The organism is Lacibacterium aquatile (assembly GCF_042683105.1).
Lineage (GTDB): Bacteria > Pseudomonadota > Alphaproteobacteria > Elsterales > Elsteraceae > Lacibacterium > Lacibacterium aquatile.
Map to the genome: position 1 here is coordinate 1 of NZ_JBHUIP010000003.1, position 19612 is coordinate 19612.

Consider the following 19612-nt stretch of genomic DNA (forward strand, 5'->3'; position numbering starts at 1 on the left):
CAGAGACAAAAAGGCCTTCCTGATGATACCCGCTTGACCAAACTCAACACAGTTGCTCGGACTTGATCCGAGGATCTCGTGTAGGCAAGCCGCGTCGAGAAGCCGAACGGAGTTCGGCCACCCAAGCTCCTCGGATCAAGTCCGAGGATGACGAGCATTTCTTTGAGCGGCTTATTCCGCCGCCGCGCTGCTGGCTTTCAGCGGGGCCGGAGGCGAGAGGATGTCGCGCAGGCGTTCGATCAGCTCATGCCCCTTGGGGGTCAGAGTCACCAGTTTGCGGCGGCGTTCGCGCGGATCTTCCTTGGCTTCGACCAGATCGAGACCGGGTTTGCCAAAAGAATGCCAGGCGCTTAGCGCCGCGACATTGCGCGAGGCTGAGCTTTGGGCGATGTCGAGGCGAGACGCAAGCTCGCCCAGCGACAGGCCCTCGTTCGATGCGAGTGTGAGAAACGACAGCGCATATTGGATGGGCAGGTCGGGGTCGAGCTTGCGGAACTCTTCAAGGACGCGCATCAAAATCGCGATCTCGTCGCGAGAATGCGGTCCAGGATGGGTGTGTTCACCCAGGACAACCGGCCGGGACGTCATTGGACGCCCTCGCGGGCAACCAGCCCGCCGGTGTGTAGATCAGATGCAAGCGACCAAGCCATATCAGGACCTCCCCTGAAGCGCGTCGTGCTTCCCAGAAGGGAGCATCGGACGGCAGACGGGCTACTTCGAGATAAAGCTTACGGCCGCCCGGAAGGCGGAAGAGCGTAGAGATCAACAACATTGGAACACCGACTCGTTTGGAATTGTGCCTGGGACGGGCAAACAGAACGGGCTTGATAAGAAGGCGACATGCGTCGGGCCTTATCGGCGATCGGGTTCATAAAAGTGATCAACATGAGTTTACTCCTTGGAAAAGGTTGGAAGGGACGCCTTAAGGCGTCACCAGCCCAGCTGACTGCCGGACGAGCGGGGAAATCTTCCGATGTCGGAAGAATGAAGGCAAGAAAAATCCCCGTGACGTGCCAATCCCATATCCTTTGCAAGATGGGGATTCAGCTTTTCGGGGTCGAGAAAGGGGACCCGCTGCGAAGAGGCAGCGTTCCGTCCCAGCCAAAGGCGAGACAGCAGCCCCCACAAACCGATGCTCATGGCGAGCTCCTTTTGCGGAAACGATGGGATGAAGATGCTTGAGGGAAATTAAGCGGAAAGGCGCCGTCCTCGCCGACCGCTATGTATCCGATATCGGATATATCCTCTGGTTGCAAGCGATTTCTTCGCGCCGCAATGTCATCCTGTCATAATAAGAAAGCAGGCTAGCCTTGCATTTGCTCCCGCATCGGGTTCTGCTCGGGTCAGCTAAAGTGCCGGACCGACCGGCCAAAAAATCGATGATGGGAAGAGACGAGGAAGATGGACCAAAGCAACCGTAAGGTGACAGACGCCGAAGCCCTGGCTTTTCATGCCCAGGGACGCCCCGGCAAGCTGGAAGTAACGCCGACCAAGGCCCTCACGACGCAGCGCGACCTCTCGCTCGCCTATTCGCCCGGTGTGGCGGTTCCCTGCCTGCGCATCGCCGAGGATCCGTCGACCGCCTATGATTACACGGCCAAGGGCAATCTGGTCGCCGTCGTGTCGAACGGTACCGCCGTGCTGGGCCTGGGCGATCTTGGCGCGCTGGCCTCCAAGCCGGTGATGGAGGGCAAGGGTGTCCTCTTCAAACGGTTTGCAGATATCGATGGCATCGATATCTGCGTCGATACCCGTGACGTCGATGAATTCGTAAATTCGGTGCGTTACCTCAGCCCGTCTTTTGGCGGCATCAATCTCGAAGATATCAAGGCGCCGGAATGTTTCATCATCGAGCAGCGCCTGCGCGAGCTGATGGACATCCCGGTTTTCCATGACGACCAGCACGGTACCGCCATTGTCGCCGCCGCTGGCCTCCTGAACGCCCTGCATCTGACCGGCCGCGACATCAAGTCGGCGCGCATGGTGGTGAATGGCGCGGGCGCGGCCTCGATTGCCTGTGTCGAGCTGATCAAGTCGCTGGGCATGCCGCATGAGAATGTCATCCTCTGCGATACCAAGGGTGTCATCTATCAGGGCCGCACCGAGGGCATGAACCAGTGGAAGTCGGCCCATGCGGTGAAGACCGAAGCGCGGACCCTGGCCGATGCCATGAAGGGCGCCGATATCTTCTTCGGCCTGTCCGCCAAGGGCGCGTTGACCGGACCGATGGTCGCCGGCATGGCCGCCAAGCCGATCATCTTCGCGATGGCCAATCCCGACCCGGAGATCACCCCGGAAGAGGTCGCGGATATCCGCAGCGACGCCATCGTCGCCACCGGCCGTTCGGACTATAACAACCAGGTCAATAACGTCCTGGGCTTCCCCTATATCTTCCGCGGCGCCCTCGATGTGCGCGCCTCGCAGATCAATGACGAGATGAAGATCGCGGCGGTGCATGCCATCGCCCGCCTCGCCCGCGAACCGGCGCCCGAGGAACTGGCCGCCGCCTATGCCGGGCGTAAGCTGATGTACGGGCCGGACTATATTATTCCCGTCCCCTTCGATCCGCGTCTGATCGCCACCGTTCCGCCCGCCGTTGCCAAGGCGGCAATGGACAGTGGCGTCGCCAAGAAGCGCATCGATAATCTCGATGCCTATTCCCGGGGGCTTGCGGCCCGCTTCGACCGTACCGGCGCCGCCCTCCAAGGGCTGTTCGACCGCGTGCGCGACAAGCCGCGCCGCGTTGTCTTCACCGAGGGCGAGGAGGAGCGGGTGATCCGTGCCGCGCTGGCCTTCCGGTCCGCCGGTTTCGGCACGCCGGTGCTGGTCGGGCGCGAAGACCGCGTGCAGGAAACCATCCGCACAGCAGGTCTTCAGGGCGCCGAAGACCTCGAAATCACCAACGCCAAGATCGCCCGCAACAACAAGCGTTATGCGGACTACCTCTATGGCCGTATGCAGCGCCAGGGCTTCATGTTCCGCGACTGCCAACGCATGGTGAACCAGGATCGCAACGTCTTTGGCGGCTGCATGGTCGCGCTCGGCGATGCCGATGCCATGGTGACCGGCGTGACCCGCACCTATACGACGACGCTGGAAGAAGTGCGCCGGGCCATCGACGTGCGTCCGGGCGAGCGGCTGTTCGGCCTGACGCTGGTCCTGATGCGCGGTCAGGCGCTGTTCATTAGCGACACCACGGTGCATGAGCTGCCGACGCCCGAAACCCTGGCGGATATCGCCGTGCAGACGGCGGCGCGGGCGCGCTCGATGGGGCATGAGCCGCGTGTGGCCATGCTCTCCTTCTCCAACTTCGGCAACCCGATGGCGGAAAAGGCCGAGCGTGTGCGCGATGCGGTCAAGCTGCTCGATGGTCGCAAGCTCTACTTCGAATATGACGGCGAAATGTCGGCCGAAGTGGCGCTGGACTATGATCTGATGCGCCAGCTCTATCCGTTCTGCCGCCTGTCGGGTCCGGCCAATGTGCTGGTGATGCCGGCGCTTCACAGCGCCTCCATTGCCTCGCAGCTTCTGGCCAAGCTGGGCGGCGGCGTGGTGATCGGCCCGCTGCTGATGGGGTTGGACAAGCCGGTGCAGATCGTCCCGATGGGCGCCTCTGTCTCAGACATCGTGACCATGGCGGCGATTGCCGCTTCCGAAGTGCGTAGCTAGTAGGGGCGTTGGAATGGCAGGCGATAGTTTTACGCAGACTCGCGGTCGCCTGCCATTCACCCGGATTGCCTTGGGCGTCACCCAACTCGTCGCGCCGATCTTTCTGCTGCTGATCGTCGGGGCTTGGCAGGGGGAGTTCGAGACGGGGACGACCTTTTTGCTCGCGGCGCTTTTTGTCGGCTGGTACACGCTGGTGGCGCGCCGCCACGCCCGCGCGCTTTATGATCTGCGGGATTTCGCCCAGCGCCTAGCCCAGGAACCGGCGTCTATCCCGTCAACCGCCCGCTTCGGCAGTCCGCCAGTCCGTGACCTTGCTCAGGCGGTGGCCGATCTTGTGAGTGACTTCCGCACCCGCACCGGGCAGCTGGAACATCTGCTGATGGCGCGTTCCGATATCCTGGATGCCGTGCCCGATCCTGTCTTTGCCTTCGATGCCCTGGGGCAGATCGTCGTTGCCAACAAGGCGGCGATGGATCAGTTCAAAGCCGGTCCGGGCCGCGACCTCTTTGGCCTGTTCCGGCAGCCCGATATCGTGACGGCCTTGCAGGCGGTCCTGGCGGGCGAGGGGCGGGCGGCTGCGACCTTGACCCTACCCGCCCCGATCGAGCGGGAATTCACCCTGATCGTCAGCAAGCTGGCCGATACCGGGCCCGACGATATGCGCGGCGTTATGACCCTGCATGATGTCACAACCCAGCGTCGGGTGGAGCAGACGCGCGCCGACTTCGTCGCCAATGCCAGCCACGAAATCCGCACTCCCCTGACGACCTTGTTGGGCTTCATCGAAACCCTGCAGGGCCCCGCCCGGGATGATGCCGCCGCGCGCGACAAGTTCCTCGGCATCATGCGCGAGCAGGCCGAACGGATGCGGCGCCTCGTGGTCGATCTTCTATCCTTGTCGCGCATTGAGCAGCGCGAACATGAAATCCCGACCGACAAGGTAATCCTGGACGAGGTGGTGGGCCGTACCGCCGCGGCTCTGCAGCAGATTGCCGCCGCGAAGAATACCACCCTGACCCTCGATCTCGACGGCAAGGCCGTGATTCTGGGGGATGGGGACGAATTGGCGCAGCTTGTGCAGAACCTGATCGACAACGCGATCAAATATGGCCGCACCGGTGGTCAGGTGAAGGTCCGCCTGTCGCAGACAGGTCAGGGGATCGTCCTCAGCGTCACCGACGATGGTGAAGGGATTGCGCGCGAACATCTGCCGCGCCTGACCGAGCGTTTCTATCGCGTCGATCCCGCCCGCTCGCGCTCGGCGGGCGGTACCGGCCTGGGGCTTGCCATCGTGAAACACATCGTCAGCCGCCATCGTGGTCGCCTGACCATTGATAGCGAGGTGGGGAAGGGCACCACCTTCACCATCCTCTTCCCCAAGGGGTAGCGCTCGACCTGAAGAGGCGTCTCTGCCTTTGCCTGCCGAGCTCGGTGCCGTCGCCTCTAAAACCCGCACAAACATGAACCGTCATCCCGGTGCGCGACACCTGGATCTTTCTCTAAATGGCTTCGCCATCCTTATCTGTGTGAAACTATCCAGCTACTTTAGCTTTGGCGGTTCTGCTGGCACCAGTCCGGCCGGGTCGACGGGAGTACGGCGCCAATAGACGCCCCAATGCAGATGCGGGCCGGTGGCGCGCCCGGTCATGCCGATCTTGCCGACGCTCTGCCCACGCTTCACCACATCCCCGACCTGGACGTCCACCGTCGACAGATGGGCGAAGACCGACTGCACGCCTTGGCCATGGTCGATCATGACCGTGCCGCCGGTGAAAAACAGATCCGCCTCTGCCAGCACGATGGTGCCATCCACGGGGCTCAAAGCGGGAGTTCCGGTCGGTGCCGCGACGTCGGTGCCATAGTGCGGCGTGCGCGGCTCGCCATTCAGCACGCGCTGACTGCCATAGACCCCGCTGATACGTCCGGGCGCGGGCCATTGCCACGCCTGGGCAAAGCCGGTTTGGGCGCTTTCCTTTTCGCGCGCGGCCCGGATCTTGGCGGCCTCCGCCGTGATGCGTTCGGTTACCGACGGATCGGGCGTCACCTTGTCCTGGGGCAGCCCGTCGACGCGGTCGATCTTGAAACTGCGGGTTTTGATCTCGTACCGCTTGGTCTCGGCGCCCGCCTTCAAGGTGACGCTGCCCTTGGCGTCGCGCCCGATGCCGAATACGAAATCGCCCGCCGGGCTGACGGTCAGAGGGCCGCCGTCGAGTGTCACCTTGGTACCCGGAGAGACCTTGCCCCGGATCAGCATCCCCTGTTCGGGCACACGGTCGAGATCGAGCGCAAGGGCGGGTGTCGCCAGCAGCACGCCAGCCATAATGGTTTTGAGCATTAGAGCAGGCTCCCCTGGCCTGGCGTTGAAGAGGGGGGCGTTGGAGTAGCGGGGCGCGGTTTTGAAGGAGTACCGCCGACAACCGCCTGCTTGCGTCCGTCCGCCAGTTCGATATCGACCGGCTGCCCGGATTTGAGGGCTGCGACCTCGGTCACCGCATGGCCGTTCGCATCGCGGATGACGGCAAAGCCGCGCGCCAGCGTACCTTTGTAGGAATAGCCTTCCAGCAGGCGGCGCAGCCCGGCCAGCCGTTCCTCCTCCCGCCCCTGCACCTGGGCGACCAGCAGCGGCAGGCGTCCGGCGAGCTTGGCGAGTTTATCCTGTTCGCGGGCGATTTCGGCGCGGATCGGCTCCAGCCGCAGGCGGGCCTGAAGGCCTTCCAGACGCGAGCGCGACAGGGCTAGTTGCGCCTGGGGGTGAGGCAGGCGGGCCGACAGGGTGGCGAGGCGATTACGGGCGTCGCGCGTCAGCCCCGCGACAGCCTGGGCCAGGCGTTCTGCACGGTCGTCCAGGCGCTGACGGGCCGTATCCAGTACGCTCTGCGGATCGGGCAGTCCGCGTGCCAAACCAGCCAGATGAGTTGCCTGCCGCTCCAGCTGGCGGCTGATCGACTGGGTCTGGCGGTGGCCGAGTTCCTGGATATAGCCGCGCAGCTCCGCCCGCACCGGCACCGCCATTTCGGCAGCAGCGGTCGGGGTCGGCGCCCGGCGGTCGGAGGCAAAATCGATCAGCGTCGTATCGGTTTCATGCCCCACGGCGGAGATCAGCGGAATGGCGCTGGCAGCTGCCGCGCGCACCACGATCTCCTCGTTGAAGGCCATCAGGTCCTCGATGCTACCCCCGCCGCGCGCGACGATCAGCACATCGGGCCGGGGGACGCTTCCGCCGACCTCAAGCCGGTTGAAGCCATCGATGGCGGCGGCGATCTGGGATGCTGCCTGCTCGCCCTGGACCAGAACCGGCCAGACCAGCACATGGCGCGGGAAACGGTCGGCGAGGCGGTGCAGGATATCGCGGATGACGGCGCCGGTCGGGGAGGTCACGACGCCGATGACCTTGGGCAGGAACGGCAGCTTCTGTTTGCGCGACGGATCGAACAGACCTTCGGCGGCAAGGCGGCGTTTGCGTTCTTCGATCAGGGCCAGCAGGGCGCCCTTGCCCGCCAGCTCCATCCCATCGACAACCATCTGATATTTCGACTGGCCGGGATATGTCGTCAGCTTGCCGGTGGCGATGACCTCCATGCCGTCTTCGGGTCGCATGGGCAGGCGGGCAGCGACCCCCTTCCAGCAGACCGAGCCCAGGACGGCATCCTGGTCCTTGAGGTTGAAATAGAGATGGCCGGAGGGCGCACGCTTGAAGCCTGAGATTTCGCCGCGCACCCGCACCCGCGCAAAGGCCTGTTCGACCGTGCGCTGCAGGGCGCCGGAAATCTGACCGACGGTGAATTCGGGGACGTTATGGGTAACCTCGGGTTCGCTCATGCCCCTCTTTTAGACCCTCGGACCTCCGAGGTCGAGTTGCAGGCGCTCCTCCACCATCTGAAATCCAAAAGCTTCATAGAGCAGGCAGGCCGACAGATTGTCCTGATTGGTGCCCAGCGTCACCTCGCCGATGCCATCTTCGGCCAAGGTGTTGATCAGGCATGACAGCACCGTCTTGCCCAGGAACCGACCGCGATGGGCGGGGTGGGTCAGGAAATTGCCGATGTTCGCTGCGCCCTTCGCCTGGGCCACGACCCCGCCGCAGGCCAGCAGCTGTCCGTCCTTGAACAGTCCGATGAAGGGCCCCTCCAGCATCCAGGGCGAAAAGATCGCCGCCGGATAGAAACTGTCGAAGAAATGCGACACCAGGGCATGATCCGCCGGGGTCAGGCGACGACACCGGGGATCGACCTCCATCCGTTCCGTCGGACGGGCGTAGTAGCGCAGGCCGCGGGTATTCTTGATCCGCCCGCTCAGCACGGATTTGGCAGCTTCCAGGTGGCGAGCCTCTAGGTGCAGTTCCCCCACCGTCGGCAGATTGGCGAGCGCGCGTATGATATCGTCAGGCAGCTCGCCGATCAGGGTACGGATGCCTTGTTTGGCAAAGCTGATCGCCAGCGCAGCACCCGTGCCATCATCCGAAAGGTATGCCGAACGGTTGCGTTCCCCGGCAGCGACGGCGGCATGGAAATAGAGGCGGAACACCGGGTGGGGCGCCAGCAGGCGCTCCAAGCCGGTCAATGTCGGTGCGGTGAGGTCCGGGAACTCGATCAGCAGGGCGCAATCCTCACGAATGGCAAGACATTCTCAACATCACCCATGCTACAAAGTCGCCCAGCCTGTGGGAAAGCCCAGTCTGCGGAAAAGCCCAGTCTACGGGAAAGCATTGGAAGTGGTGCCGAGATGAAGGTTCTGGTAGTCGGCGGCGGTGGCCGTGAACATGCGTTGGTGTGGAAGCTCAAGGCGTCGCCCCTGGTCAGTTCCCTCTATTGTGCTCCAGGTAACCCCGGCATCGCGAACAGCGCAACCTGTGTACCTATCGCCGCAAGCGATGTGGCTGGTATTGTCGATTTTGCCAAGCAGGAAGGCATCGGTTTCGTGGTGGTTGGGCCGGAAGAGCCGCTGACCCTGGGGATCGTCGATGCGCTGGCAGAGGCTGGTATCCCCGCTTTCGGGCCGGACAAATCGGCCGCCCGCCTCGAGGGCTCAAAAGGGTTCATGAAAGATCTGGCTGCCAAGGCCGGGGTCCCGACCGCAAAATATCAGCGCTTCACCGATGCCGAGGCCGCCAAGGCCTATATCCGGGCCGAGGGCGCCCCCATCGTTGTCAAGGCCGATGGTCTGGCGGCAGGCAAGGGCGTGACCGTGGCGCTGACGGTCGATGAGGCCATCGCTGCTGTCTCGGAAGCCATGGAAGACGGGCGCTTTGGGGCCGCCGGGGCCGAGGTGGTGGTGGAGGAGTTCCTGGAGGGCGAGGAAGTCAGTTTCTTTGCCCTGGTGGACGGCAAGACCGCGCTGCCGCTGATCGGCGCTCAGGATCACAAGCGCGCCTTCGACGGCGACCAGGGGCCGAATACCGGCGGCATGGGCGCCTATTCCCCCGCTCCTATCTTCACGCTGGAGATGGAGCGCCGGACCATGGAGGAGATCGTGCTGCCGACGGTGCGCACGATGGCGGCCGAGGGCTGCGCCTTCAAGGGCGTGCTGTTCGCCGGTCTGATGATCACCAAGGCCGGGCCGAAGCTGATTGAATATAACGTGCGCTTCGGCGATCCCGAATGCGAAGTGCTGATGCGCCGGATGCAGTCCGATCTGTTCCCGCTGCTTGTCGCCTCGCAGAAGGGTACGCTGGGCGATGTCGATGTTCGCTGGTGGGAAGATCCGGCGCTGGTCGTCATCCTGGCGGGCGCAGGCTATCCGGGCGAACCCAAAAAAGGCGGCGAGATCACGGGGATCGAAGCGGCCGATAGTGTTGATGGCGTGATGACGTTCCACGCCGGTACGACCACAAAGGACGGCAAGCTGGTCGCCAATGGCGGGCGCGTGCTGGCCGTGACCGCCATGGCACCGACCCTGGCCGAGGCGCGGACCGCCGCTTACGCCGGTGTCGATAAGATCCAGTGGGCGGACGGCTTCTGCCGTCGCGATATCGCCTGGCGCGCCCTGGGCTGATGTCGATGAGCGATCCAGCCACCGTCGATGTCGTCATTCTGGGCGCCGGTATGGCCGGGGCCTCGCTGGCCTATCATCTGGCGGGCAGGCGGTCGGTCGTGATTCTGGAGCAGGAGCTTGCGCCCGGTTTCCATTCGACGGGCCGGTCGGCGGCGATCTTCACGGAAACCTATGGTCCGGCGGTGATCCGGGCCCTGACCCGTGGCAGCCGCGCCTTCCTGACCACCCCGCCCACGGGCTTTGCCGATCATGCGCTGATCGGACCGCGCGGTGCGCTGGCCATCGCCTTGCCGGAGAAGCGCGCGACCCTCGATGCGTTTTTCGAGATGGGGAAGGCGCATGGCGCGGTGGAGCGGTTCGGTGTGGCCGAAACCCTCTCCATGGTGCCGGTGATCAAGCCGGAATATGCCGACGGCGCGGTTTATGAGCCCGGCGCCCTGGACATGGACGTCAACGGGCTGCACCAGGGTTATCTCAAAGGTGCGAAGGCGGGCGGGGTCGAATTGCGGTGCGAGGCTGCGCCGCGTGCTATCCGCAAGGTGGGCGATCTCTGGGAGTTGGAGCTGGCGAGCGGCATCCTGCGTACGCGGGTGCTGGTCAATGCCGCCGGGGCCTGGGGCGACAAGGTCGCTGAACTGGCGGGCATCGCGACGGTTGGGCTGATCCCCAAGCGGCGCACGGCGCTGCTGTTCGATCCGCCCGACGATGTCAAGTCGGCCAACTGGCCGCTGGTCGATGAGATCGATCAGGAATTCTACTTCAAGCCGGATGCAGGCCGGATCTTTGGCTCACCTGCCGATGAAACCCCGGTCGAGCCCTGCGATGTGCAGCCGGATGAATATGACCTCGCCGTTGCCGCCTATCGCATCGAGGAGGCGACGACCATGCCGATTCGCCGCCTGCTGCACAAATGGGCGGGACTGCGGAGTTTCGTGGCCGACGGTCTGCCGGTGGTCGGGTTCGAGGCGGCTGCACCGGGCTTCTTCTGGCTGGTGGGCCAGGGCGGCTATGGCATCCAGACCGCAGATGGGATGGCGCGTCTCTCGGCAGCCCTGATCCTGGGCGAGGCGGTGCCGGGCGATCTTATCGTTGAAGGGGTCGATCCGGCGGAACTGACCCCGGCCCGTTTCCGGGGGTAGACTTATGTCGGTTTATGACCGCTGGAGCCCAGCCTTCAACTCCACCGACTTCTGTTGCGCGAGCGCGGCTTCCTCAATGGTCAGAGTCGCGCGGATGGTGGTTTCGAACTCGTCGTAGATCTTCTGATCGGCGGCGGGCAGCGTGTCCTTGACGCCTTTAGTCAGCAGCAACCAGGCATAGGCCGTCACCGGATCGCGTGGGCGGCCAAGACCCCGGCCATGGATCTGGGCAATCAGCAGCATGCTCACCTGATAGTCCTGGCGCGCGGCGCGCAGAAACCAGTCGTAAGCGGCAGCGGTGTCCTTGGGAACATCCTTACCGTCGAGATAGATCAGCCCGAGGTTATGCTGGGCCAGCCGGTCGCCCAGCTCGGCAGAGCGGCGCCAGCGGGTGATGGCCTCTTCCTTGTCCACCGGCACACCAAGCCCTGCATAATAGGCGTAGGCCATCAGATTGCGCGCTTCGCCATCTCCCTTGCGGGCGGCGCTTTCCAGCCAGAAGGCGCTTTCGAACGCGTCCTTCTTCACCCCTTCGCCGTTGCGATAGAGCTTACCGAGTTCGCGCTGGGCAACCGGATTGCCGCGGTCGGCCGATTTGGTGACCCAGGCGGCGGCCTGGGCGACGTCGCGCTCAACTCCCTTGCCGGTGTGATAGAGGTGGCCCAGCAGCAGCTCGCCCTGGCTGTCGCCCTGCAGGGCCGCCTTTTCGATCCAGAGGCGCGCCGCGCCGTCATCCTGGGTGACACCTTGCCCATCGAGATACAGCAGGCCCAGATTGCGCTGGCCGACCGGATCGCCTGCCTTGGCTGCTGTGGTGAGCAGGCCGACGGCGCGCTCCAGATCGACCGGCACGCCATCGCCGCGCACAAGGCAGGCCCCCAGCATGGCGGTGGAGGGGATATGACCGAGCGCCGTGGCGCGGCTATAAAGGTCAATGGCGGTCTTGAAGCTCTGCTCGGTCCCGATGCCGAAATAATGCGCCTCGGCCAGCAGGGACATGGCCTCGGGATTACCGGCGGCGACCAGGGGCCGCAGCAGAGCGACCGCCCGTTCGGGATTGGAATCCTGGAACGCCATCTTGGCATCCGACAGACGGTCGGCCAGCGCCGGACCGGCCAGTAGCCCCAGGCATATCAGCAAAACGGCGCCCCCAAGCTTCCCCATCACATCCCTCGTTCCATCGGATGACGAACAAACTTATGGGATGCGCCGTGTAAGTTGAACTGGAAGAATCCAGGGGCTACTTAAGCGTGGCCTTAATGGTCTGGGCCTGCATGATCGCGTTGAACCGGCGGTCCGACGTGATGCGGTCATTTACCAGTTTGTAGACGTCCTGATAGATCTTGGTCTGGCTCGGAGTGAGCTCTGGATCCAGCCCCTCAGAAGCAAGCAGCCAGGCGAAGGCTTCTTGATCGTCGACGGCTTTGCTCACTCCGTTGGCATTCATGAAAGCAACCATGACCATGCTCATCCGATGGCTCTGATGGGCGGCTTTGGTGAACCATCCCAGCGCTTGTTGGAAATCCTTGGCGACACCGAGGCCGTTAAAAAGCATATAGCCGTATCCGAACTGGCTTTGATGGTTGCCGCGTTCTGCTCCGAGCTTGAAAAACTTCAGAGCCTGAGCCTGATCCTCGGGGAGCAGCGGCTTTGAAAGGTTAAAATAATGAAAACCCACGCGAGCGGCAGCGTCCGGTTGGCCGAGTTCGGCTGATTGTCGCCATCGGGCAAGCGCCGCTTCCGGATCTTTGGGAACACCATAGCCATCCGTATAGGCATGTCCCATCCAGTAGAGGGCTTGGACGTCTTGCCGCCGCGCGGCCCGCTCCAACCAGAACACCGCTTCCTGCGGATCCTTTTTCACCCCTGTGCCCATCCAATAGAGCTTGCCGAGTTCCCGCTCGGCTTCGGGCAACTCCTTATCGGCGGCTTTTGTATACCAATGGGCTGCCTGTGCCGGATCTTTCACTCCGCCCCGGCCCAATAGGAAGAAGTTCCCCAGGTGCCACTGTGCGAGTATGTCCCCCTGATCGGCTGCTTTCTGCAGCCATTGCCGGGCGAGCCCGGGATTTTCCTCGACCGCCCGCCCCTCATGATAGGTGATGCCGAGGTTGCGCTGCGCCATGGCAAAGCCGGCATTGGCCGCCTTTTGGAACAGTGCCAAACCTTTCTCGAAATCCGTTGCGACGCCAGTGCCCCGGAAATAGAGAAGTCCCAGCATGGTGGTGCCATAGGGATCGCCCATGTCGCCCGCCTTGCGGAAGTTTTCCGCGGCCGCTTCATAGTTCTGAGCAACTCCGACCCCATAGTAATAAGCGTCAGCCGTCACGCTATAGGCGCGGCCGTCTTTCTGGGCGATCAGCTCTTTCAGAAGCCGCTCGGCCCGGACCACGTCACCTTCGCGATAGGCGATGCGGGCATCATCCAACCGATCAGCAAAGACCGGCGTCGCAAACGGGGTCAGCAAAAGGCCGAGAGCGGCCCAAGTCGGAAATCTCATCATGGTGGATCGCGGGTCTTAGCAGCGGTGTCGGGGTGTATTTTCTACAATCAACGGCTGCAGGATGCTAGCGACCTTCAGCGGGGCGCTATCCGATATAGGGGTTCCGGGCGGGTGCGCCGTTGAGGTCGCTCCAACTGCCGCGCGGATCGGCTTCGTCGTAACGCAGAAGCAATCCATGATCGGGATAGGTGATGGTGTCGGCGGGGATACGCGTGCCGATGACGAGGAAGCGCACCTCGGTTCCGCTTCTGTTTTCGACACGATGGCCGACCGCGTCGCCCGCCTTGAAGGTGGCGGCATCGCCGGGATGCAGCAGGGTTGCGACATCCCCTTCGATGACGGTGACCTCACCGGCCAGGACAAAGATCATTTCATCCTCGCCCGCATGCCAATGCTTCAGGGAAGAACTGGAGCCGGGGGCAAGGATATGGACGAAGGTGCCGAACTGGGTCAGACCACCGGCATCGCCGATGATCAGCTTGCGGCTGGGGCCACAGGGATCGCCGGGGTGCCCATCCTCGACGATCATCTTGTTCGGAGTGATGATCGCCATGCTATCCGCCGATTAGCGCAGAGGATTGGCGGGCAGCGACTTCAGGTACTGAGTGCTGTTGCCGGTGCGGGCGATATCCATGATGCAGAGCGGCGCCGCCGTCTTGTCGCGGGTCAGGAAGCCCCCGTTGACCTCGTTCCCACCCACCAGGAAGGTCAGGACCTTGTTACGGGCATCCTTGACCTTGAAGTCGGGGCGAGTCCGCACGACCACGCGCACCGCCTCGGACCAGCCGATGGGAAGCTGCAGATCCTTGCCGTCGGCACCTTTGTCCCAGACCGAAACGCCGAAGATGCCGTCGATATTGTCCTGCAGGCCGGGGCAGCCCGCAATCAGGGCCTCGCCGCCCTTGCGGTTGCGGACAGGATCCCCGTGGGAGTTGATCGCGATGGCAAAATCCTTTGCCTGGACCAGGGTCGGCAGAGTTGCCAGGGCCAGAGTCAGTGCCAGGATGGTGCGCATCGGTTTTCTTCTCCTGTTCTTGATGATAGTCATCCCGGCCTTAGAGCCGGGATCTCTCTCAAGCGTTACCGCTTCGGATAGACCCCGCATCAAGTGCGGGGTGACGAGGGTTTGTGGCCCTTAAGCGGTCGTATCGACCTTGGTGGCGGTGTCATCGCCCTTGGCAACGCCAACCATGGCGGGGCGCAGCAGACGGTCGTGAATGGTGAAACCGGCCTGGAGGACCTGGACCACGGTCCCAGCGGGTTGGCCGGTGCCGGGGACTTCGAAGACCGCCTCGTGGAGGTTCGGGTCGAACTTCTGACCCATCGGCTCCAGCTTGCTGATGCCGCGACGCTCGAAGGCCGCCAGCAGTTCGCGCTCAGTCGCTTCGACGCCGGTCAGGATGTTGGCCAGGGTCTCGTCGCGGGCATCGGCAGCCGGGGCGGCGGCAATGGCGCGATGCAGATTATCGGCAACCGAAACCAGATCGCGGGCCAGCGAGGCGACGGCATATTTCCCGGCTTCTTCCTTTTCGCGCTCGGCACGGCGGCGGATATTCTCGCCTTCGGCCAGGGCGCGTAGGGCCTGATCCTTCAGCCGCGCCAGTTCTTCTTCCAGCTCGACGATCCGCGCCTCGGGCGAGACGGCGGCCGGTTCAGCAGCGGCAGCGGTATCTGCGGTCTGGTCGGGACGCCCGGTTTCGGGAGTGGTCTCTTCGGTCATAAGGTCTCTCGTTTCCTAATAGGCAAAACCATAAGTCAGCCCAGCATGCGCCCGATAACCTGGGCGGTATAATCCACCATCGGGACGATCCGGGCGTAATTCAACCGGGTCGGTCCGATGATGCCGATGGCACCGACGATCTGTTCGCGACTGTTTCTATACGGGGCAAGCACTACCGAGCAACCCGCCTGGGCAAAGAGCGGGTTTTCCGCCCCGATATAGATCTGCACGCCGTCTGCGGTCTGGGTCGCATCCAGCAGCTTCAGCATGCCGTCCCGTGCTTCCAACGCCTGGAACAACCCCCGGATACGCTCCAGATCCTCCAGCGCCGAGACGTCTTCGAGCAGGTTATGCTGCCCGCGCACGATAAGATAACCCTCGCGGCTGCTCCCCGCCGCTTCAGCCCAGACCGCCAGCCCCTGCTCCACCACACGCGAGGTGATCTCATCAAGAGCGGCGCGCTGATCGGCTGCTTCCTGAACGATGAACTGCCGCGTCTCGGTCAGGGTGCGACCCGCCAGATGGGCATTGAGATAATTGGCGGCGGTGGTGAGGGTGGAGGTCGGCAGTCCCAGCGGAACTTCGATGATCCGGTTCTCAACCAGCCCGTCCTCGGTCACCAGCACGACAAGCGCGCGGCCGGGGGCAAGCTGTACGAACTCGATATGCTTTAGGCCACCGTCGGAGGTCGGCGCCATCACGAGCCCGGCGGAACGGGACAGACCTGCCAAGGTGCTGGAAGCCTCTTCCAGAACCTGGGGCAGCGAGCGGCCGGAAGACACACATTGCGCATCGATCGAGGCGCGTTCGTCATCGGACAGACGCCCGACCTCCAGCAAGCCATCGACGAACAGCCGCAGCCCGGCCTCGGTCGGCAGGCGTCCGGCGGACGTATGGGGCGAGAAAAGCAGGCCCGCGTCTTCCAGGTCCGCCATGACATTGCGGATGGTGGCGGGCGAGAGATGCTGAGCCAGCTTGCGCGACAGGGTGCGGCTGCCAACCGGTTCCCCCGTCTCGACATAAGTGTCGACGATATGCCGGAAGATCTGCCGGGATCGCGCGTTGAGTTGGCTGATGGAGCTCATGGTACGAAGGTAGGGACCGCCATCCCTCCCGTCAACGGGCGCTCGGCGGGAGGGGCCATCTGCGTCGTTATCTGAAATGCTCGGTGCTCACGTACAGTCGTACGCTCCGCGCCTGCGCTCGAAAGCGCCTAGCATCTGACCCCTCCCGCCTTCGCTTCTACACTGAAAAATATCTGTCATCCCGGACCCCGCGCGCGTTGCGCGCTAACAATACGTTGGGCGGCAACGCCGCCGGGCCGGGATCTTGTGTGGACAAACTGCGTCGCCCCTAAGCGACTTCGGTCAGGACGTCCTGGAAGCGGTCGCGGATCGATAGCATGTGGGGCAGGTCGGCCAGGAACAGGTCGATCAGGCGCGGGTCGAAATGTTGGCCTGCGCCTTCTTCGAGCAGGGCGATGATCTTTTCCAGCGGCCAGGCCTTTTTGTAAGGCCGTTCGCTGGAGAGCGCGTCGAACACGTCGCAGACCGCGATGATGCGACCTTCGATGGGGATTTCCTCGCCCTTCAGCCCAGCGGGATAGCCGCTGCCGTCCCATTTCTCATGGTGGGTGATCGCGATCTTATGGGCGAGCTGCAGCAAGGGCGATTCGCTGTCGGCCAGGATCTGACCGCCGATCTCCGCATGCCGCTTCATGATCTCCCACTCGTCGGGGTCAAGCTTGCCGGGTTTCAGCAGAATGGCGTCCGGGATGCCGATCTTGCCCACGTCATGCAGGGGGGCGGCTTCCAGGATCAGCTGGGCATCCTTGGGCGAAAAGCCCGCCAGTTCCGCCAGACGCTGGGCAAAATAGCTCATACGGGTCACATGCTGACCCGTGTCGTTATCGCGGAATTCACCGGCGGTCGCGAGGCGGCTGATGATTTCGTGCCGCGTGCGCTCCAGCTCCGCCGTGCGTTCCTTGACCTTCTGTTCCAGAGTCTCGTTCTGCTCGGACACCTCGCGATAGAGCAGTTCCATCGACAGGGTGTTCTTGACGCGCAGCTGAAGTTCCCACAGCTGCAGCGGCTTAGTCAGGAAGTCGCGTACCCCGGCGGCCAGCGCCCGGCGGCGGGTTTCCTCGTCGATCTGCGCTGTCAGCACCACGACAGGCAGCGGGCGGACTCCATAGAGCGGGGTCGCGCGCTTGATGAACTCGAAACCGTCGATGCGGGGCATGCGGATATCGAGCAGGATCAGGTCGTAGAGCTGCGCCTCGATCATCGCCAGCCCTTCCTCGGGCGAGGTGGTGGTGTCGATAGCGGTATAGCCGGCATCGTCCAGCGCCTCGAAGACGATCTCCACATTATGCGGCGTGTCGTCGACGATCAGGATCCGGCTGCCCAGCAGCCTCTCGGTCCCGGTGAGCGGCATCAGACAGGCTCCTTCATCACCAGGATGTCGTCGATCGCGCCAAGGAAGGTCGGCACGTGCAGCGGTTTGGTCAGATAGCGCTTGAAGCCCAGGCTCAGGCCGCGCTCCACCTCACGCGGCAGGGCAGCCGCCGACAGGGCAATCACCGGGATATCCATGGTCTCGGGCAGTTGCTGCAGCTTCTGCAGAACCTCGAAACCGCTCATGCCCGGCAGATTGATGTCGAGGATGATCAGGTCGGGCTTCAGGCGGCGGGCCAGCTCGATCCCATCAATAGGGGCATTGGCGGTTGCCAGATCGATCCCATCCAAAGTTTCGCAGAGGTCGATCATCAGCTGCAGGTTCGACGGATTATCCTCGACATACAGCAGGCTGCGCGACCCGCTGAGGCGCTGAACCACGGCATCGGCCGCAGGAGCCGCCGACTGGAGGCCCGCCCCGAGGGGGACGGTCAGCGTGAAGGTCGAGCCAACGTCGATGGTGCTTTCCACCGTGATCTTGCCGTCCATCAGCCCCGCCAGACGCTGGGCGATGGTCAGGCCGATGCCAGTCCCCTCGATGGTCGAATGTTCCTGACCAAGGCGGCTGAAGGGCTGGAACAGCTCGCTCAGGCGGTCGGCTGGAATGCCCAGGCCGGTATCGGTCACATGGAACAGCAGGCGCTGGTCCTTGACCTCGGTCGATACCGTGACCGCCCCGCCGGGGCGATTGTACTTCAGGGCGTTGGAGCAGAAGTTCGACAGAATCTGCAGCAGGCGGGTGCGGTCGGCCCGGGCGGTCAGGCCGGGAGCATCCTTGAAGGCGATGGCGATACGATATTCGTCCGACATCGGCTGCAGGGTGGTGCGTAGCTGGTCGAAGAGGGCCGCTACCTCCACTTCTTCCACCGATACCGGCAAGGCGCCCGCTTCGATCTTGGAGAGGTCGAGAATATCGTTGATCAGGCTGAGCAGATGATGGCCCGCGCGGGAGATCTGAGCGACATGTTTGCCCTGCTTGGTGGTCAGGGGCTCTTTCTGGCTCATGGACAGCAGCTGGGTGAAACCCAGGATCGCATTGAGCGGGGTGCGCAGCTCGTGGCTCATGGAGGCCAGGAAGTCGGACTTCGCCTGATTGGCCTGCTCGGCCTTCTCTTTTTCCTCTTCGGCTGCCTGTCGGGCGCGCTCCAGATCCTCGGCCGTGGCGACAAGACGGTTGTTCGCCTCTGCCAGGGCACGGGTCCGCTCGGTTACCCGTGCTTCCAGTTCCTCGCGGGCGGTGCGTAGTTCGGCTTCGACGGCCCGGCGTTCGGCCACTTCATTCATCAGCTTCTGATTGGCCGCGCGCAGAGCCATGGCTTCACGCTCGTTGATCGCTTCGATCCGGCGGTCGATGAAGGCGGACCCCAGGGCAATGATCAGCAGCACGAAGAAGATCCCGGCGACCCCCAGGGCCAGCGTTTCCGGCTTCAGGCTGCCATGGACCGTCACCATCTCCGGCAGATGTTCGACATCGACGGCGGCCATGCCGGTGTAATGCATGCCGCAGACAGCAATCGCCATCACCACGGCGGCGGCCAACTTCTGGGCAACCTTCGACAAGGTGAAGGCCAGATAGAGCGCGGCGGTGGCGGCCACGACCGCGATCAGGACCGACACGATCACAAGCCCGGTGTCGTAATGCAGGCGCCCCGGCAGGCGCAGGGCGGCCATGCCGGTGTAATGCATGGCGGCGACACCCAGACCCACGATGGGGCCAGCGGTCAGCAGGCGGGGCCAGGACAGCTTGTACTTCTCGCCCGAATCGGCGACCAGGGCAAAACCGAAAGCAACAAAGGCGACGGCCAGCAGGAAGGAGACGATAGTAGTCGAGAGGTGGTAATCGACCGGCAGGCCCGTATCGAAGGCCAGCATGCCGATAAAATGCATGGTCCAGATACCGCCGCCCAGGACAAAGGCGCTGCCGTTGAGCCAGAGCAGGCGCGCGCGCCCTTCGGCCCGGCGCAGACGCTCGGCCATATCCAGGGCGGTAAAGGCGGCGAAAGCGGCGACGATGAAGGACAGAAGCACCAGCGGCATCGAATGACTGTGCTGCATCAGATGGCTAATGTTGCTGCCCATTGGGTCCATTCATCGAAGCTGAAACTTAAACGCTGAGAATAGCGCGAAATTCGAA

The 19612-nt window shown here is 63.4% G+C and carries 16 protein-coding genes; 4 read left to right on the plus strand and 12 right to left on the minus strand.

Annotated elements, in window-relative coordinates:
• Positions 1-171 precede the first annotated feature (171 nt).
• Positions 172-513 carry a MarR family winged helix-turn-helix transcriptional regulator gene (locus ACFSM5_RS01900; protein ID WP_379874537.1) on the minus strand — a complete coding sequence of 114 codons (342 nt, stop codon included), beginning with the start codon at positions 511-513 and terminating at the stop codon, positions 172-174.
• Between the two features lie 888 nt (positions 514-1401).
• On the opposite strand from ACFSM5_RS01900, the gene ACFSM5_RS01905 reads away from it, so the two are divergent.
• Positions 1402-3669, plus strand: coding sequence for an NADP-dependent malic enzyme (locus ACFSM5_RS01905; protein ID WP_379874538.1), 2268 nt, complete (start codon positions 1402-1404; stop codon positions 3667-3669).
• A gap of 13 nt (positions 3670-3682) precedes the next feature.
• Entirely contained in the window at positions 3683-5056 is a 1374-nt protein-coding gene (phoR, locus tag ACFSM5_RS01910) for a phosphate regulon sensor histidine kinase PhoR (protein WP_379874539.1), read from the plus strand.
• A gap of 153 nt (positions 5057-5209) precedes the next feature.
• Here phoR and ACFSM5_RS01915 read toward each other — a convergent pair whose 3' ends face one another.
• From ACFSM5_RS01915 to ACFSM5_RS01925, 3 genes are read right to left on the minus strand one after another with little or no spacing between them, the layout of a single operon-like run.
• Positions 5210-6004: a M23 family metallopeptidase gene (locus ACFSM5_RS01915; protein ID WP_379874540.1), complete on the minus strand. Its 795-nt coding sequence runs from the start codon at positions 6002-6004 to the stop codon at positions 5210-5212.
• The gene (gene xseA, locus ACFSM5_RS01920) at positions 6004-7488 is read right to left on the minus strand and encodes an exodeoxyribonuclease VII large subunit (protein ID WP_379874541.1); all 1485 of its coding nucleotides are present in this window, start codon (positions 7486-7488) and stop codon (positions 6004-6006) included. The genes ACFSM5_RS01915 and xseA overlap by 1 nt, the downstream gene beginning before the upstream one ends.
• Positions 7489-7497: 9 nt before the next feature.
• Positions 7498-8229: a GNAT family N-acetyltransferase gene (locus ACFSM5_RS01925; RefSeq protein ID WP_379874542.1), complete on the minus strand. Its 732-nt coding sequence runs from the start codon at positions 8227-8229 to the stop codon at positions 7498-7500.
• A 162-nt stretch (positions 8230-8391) separates the two neighbouring features.
• Here ACFSM5_RS01925 and purD point away from each other — a divergent pair, with 162 nt between their 5' ends.
• Positions 8392-9660, plus strand: a complete 1269-nt coding sequence (purD, locus tag ACFSM5_RS01930) for a phosphoribosylamine--glycine ligase (protein WP_379874543.1) — start codon at positions 8392-8394, stop codon at positions 9658-9660.
• Between the two features lie 5 nt (positions 9661-9665).
• Positions 9666-10799 (plus strand): NAD(P)/FAD-dependent oxidoreductase, encoded by a 1134-nt coding sequence (locus ACFSM5_RS01935; protein ID WP_379874544.1) that lies wholly within the window; start codon positions 9666-9668, stop codon positions 10797-10799.
• Between the two features lie 12 nt (positions 10800-10811).
• Here ACFSM5_RS01935 and ACFSM5_RS01940 read toward each other — a convergent pair whose 3' ends face one another.
• The 8 genes from ACFSM5_RS01940 to ACFSM5_RS01975 form a co-directional block, all read right to left on the minus strand.
• Positions 10812-11963: an SEL1-like repeat protein gene (locus ACFSM5_RS01940; RefSeq protein ID WP_379874545.1), complete on the minus strand. Its 1152-nt coding sequence runs from the start codon at positions 11961-11963 to the stop codon at positions 10812-10814.
• A 76-nt stretch (positions 11964-12039) separates the two neighbouring features.
• On the minus strand, positions 12040-13302 hold the full coding sequence (locus ACFSM5_RS01945) for a tetratricopeptide repeat protein (RefSeq protein WP_379874546.1): 1263 nt from the start codon (positions 13300-13302) through the stop codon (positions 12040-12042).
• Positions 13303-13387: 85 nt separating this feature from the next.
• Positions 13388-13855 carry a cupin domain-containing protein gene (locus ACFSM5_RS01950; protein WP_379874547.1) on the minus strand — a complete coding sequence of 156 codons (468 nt, stop codon included), beginning with the start codon at positions 13853-13855 and terminating at the stop codon, positions 13388-13390.
• Positions 13856-13867: 12 nt separating this feature from the next.
• Positions 13868-14317, minus strand: a complete 450-nt coding sequence (locus ACFSM5_RS01955; RefSeq protein ID WP_379874548.1) for a hypothetical protein — start codon at positions 14315-14317, stop codon at positions 13868-13870.
• 120 nt (positions 14318-14437) lie between these two features.
• Positions 14438-15022 carry a nucleotide exchange factor GrpE gene (grpE, locus tag ACFSM5_RS01960; protein WP_379874549.1) on the minus strand — a complete coding sequence of 195 codons (585 nt, stop codon included), beginning with the start codon at positions 15020-15022 and terminating at the stop codon, positions 14438-14440.
• 35 nt (positions 15023-15057) lie between these two features.
• Complete coding sequence (gene hrcA / locus ACFSM5_RS01965) at positions 15058-16107, minus strand: heat-inducible transcriptional repressor HrcA (RefSeq protein ID WP_379874550.1); 1050 nt, start codon at positions 16105-16107, stop codon at positions 15058-15060.
• A gap of 268 nt (positions 16108-16375) precedes the next feature.
• Positions 16376-17458 (minus strand): HD domain-containing phosphohydrolase, encoded by a 1083-nt coding sequence (locus tag ACFSM5_RS01970; RefSeq protein WP_379874551.1) that lies wholly within the window; start codon positions 17456-17458, stop codon positions 16376-16378.
• Entirely contained in the window at positions 17458-19557 is a 2100-nt protein-coding gene (locus ACFSM5_RS01975) for an MHYT domain-containing protein (protein ID WP_379874552.1), read from the minus strand. The genes ACFSM5_RS01970 and ACFSM5_RS01975 overlap by 1 nt, the downstream gene beginning before the upstream one ends.
• Between the last annotated feature and the right edge of the window lie 55 nt (positions 19558-19612).

Excerpts from the sequence above, each read along its gene's own strand:
- ACFSM5_RS01900 (WP_379874537.1), bottom strand. The coding sequence starts at position 513 with ATGCGCGTCCTTGAAGAGTTCCGCAAGCTCGACCCCGACCTGCCCATC.
- ACFSM5_RS01905 (WP_379874538.1), top strand. The coding sequence starts at position 1,402 with ATGGACCAAAGCAACCGTAAGGTGACAGACGCCGAAGCCCTGGCTTTT.
- phoR (WP_379874539.1), top strand. The coding sequence starts at position 3,683 with ATGGCAGGCGATAGTTTTACGCAGACTCGCGGTCGCCTGCCATTCACC.
- ACFSM5_RS01915 (WP_379874540.1), bottom strand. The coding sequence starts at position 6,004 with ATGCTCAAAACCATTATGGCTGGCGTGCTGCTGGCGACACCCGCCCTT.
- xseA (WP_379874541.1), bottom strand. The coding sequence starts at position 7,488 with ATGAGCGAACCCGAGGTTACCCATAACGTCCCCGAATTCACCGTCGGT.
- purD (WP_379874543.1), top strand. The coding sequence starts at position 8,392 with ATGAAGGTTCTGGTAGTCGGCGGCGGTGGCCGTGAACATGCGTTGGTG.
- ACFSM5_RS01935 (WP_379874544.1), top strand. The coding sequence starts at position 9,666 with ATGAGCGATCCAGCCACCGTCGATGTCGTCATTCTGGGCGCCGGTATG.
- ACFSM5_RS01940 (WP_379874545.1), bottom strand. The coding sequence starts at position 11,963 with ATGGGGAAGCTTGGGGGCGCCGTTTTGCTGATATGCCTGGGGCTACTG.
- ACFSM5_RS01945 (WP_379874546.1), bottom strand. The coding sequence starts at position 13,302 with ATGATGAGATTTCCGACTTGGGCCGCTCTCGGCCTTTTGCTGACCCCG.
- ACFSM5_RS01950 (WP_379874547.1), bottom strand. The coding sequence starts at position 13,855 with ATGGCGATCATCACTCCGAACAAGATGATCGTCGAGGATGGGCACCCC.
- ACFSM5_RS01955 (WP_379874548.1), bottom strand. The coding sequence starts at position 14,317 with ATGCGCACCATCCTGGCACTGACTCTGGCCCTGGCAACTCTGCCGACC.
- grpE (WP_379874549.1), bottom strand. The coding sequence starts at position 15,022 with ATGACCGAAGAGACCACTCCCGAAACCGGGCGTCCCGACCAGACCGCA.
- hrcA (WP_379874550.1), bottom strand. The coding sequence starts at position 16,107 with ATGAGCTCCATCAGCCAACTCAACGCGCGATCCCGGCAGATCTTCCGG.
- ACFSM5_RS01970 (WP_379874551.1), bottom strand. The coding sequence starts at position 17,458 with ATGCCGCTCACCGGGACCGAGAGGCTGCTGGGCAGCCGGATCCTGATC.
- ACFSM5_RS01975 (WP_379874552.1), bottom strand. The coding sequence starts at position 19,557 with ATGGGCAGCAACATTAGCCATCTGATGCAGCACAGTCATTCGATGCCG.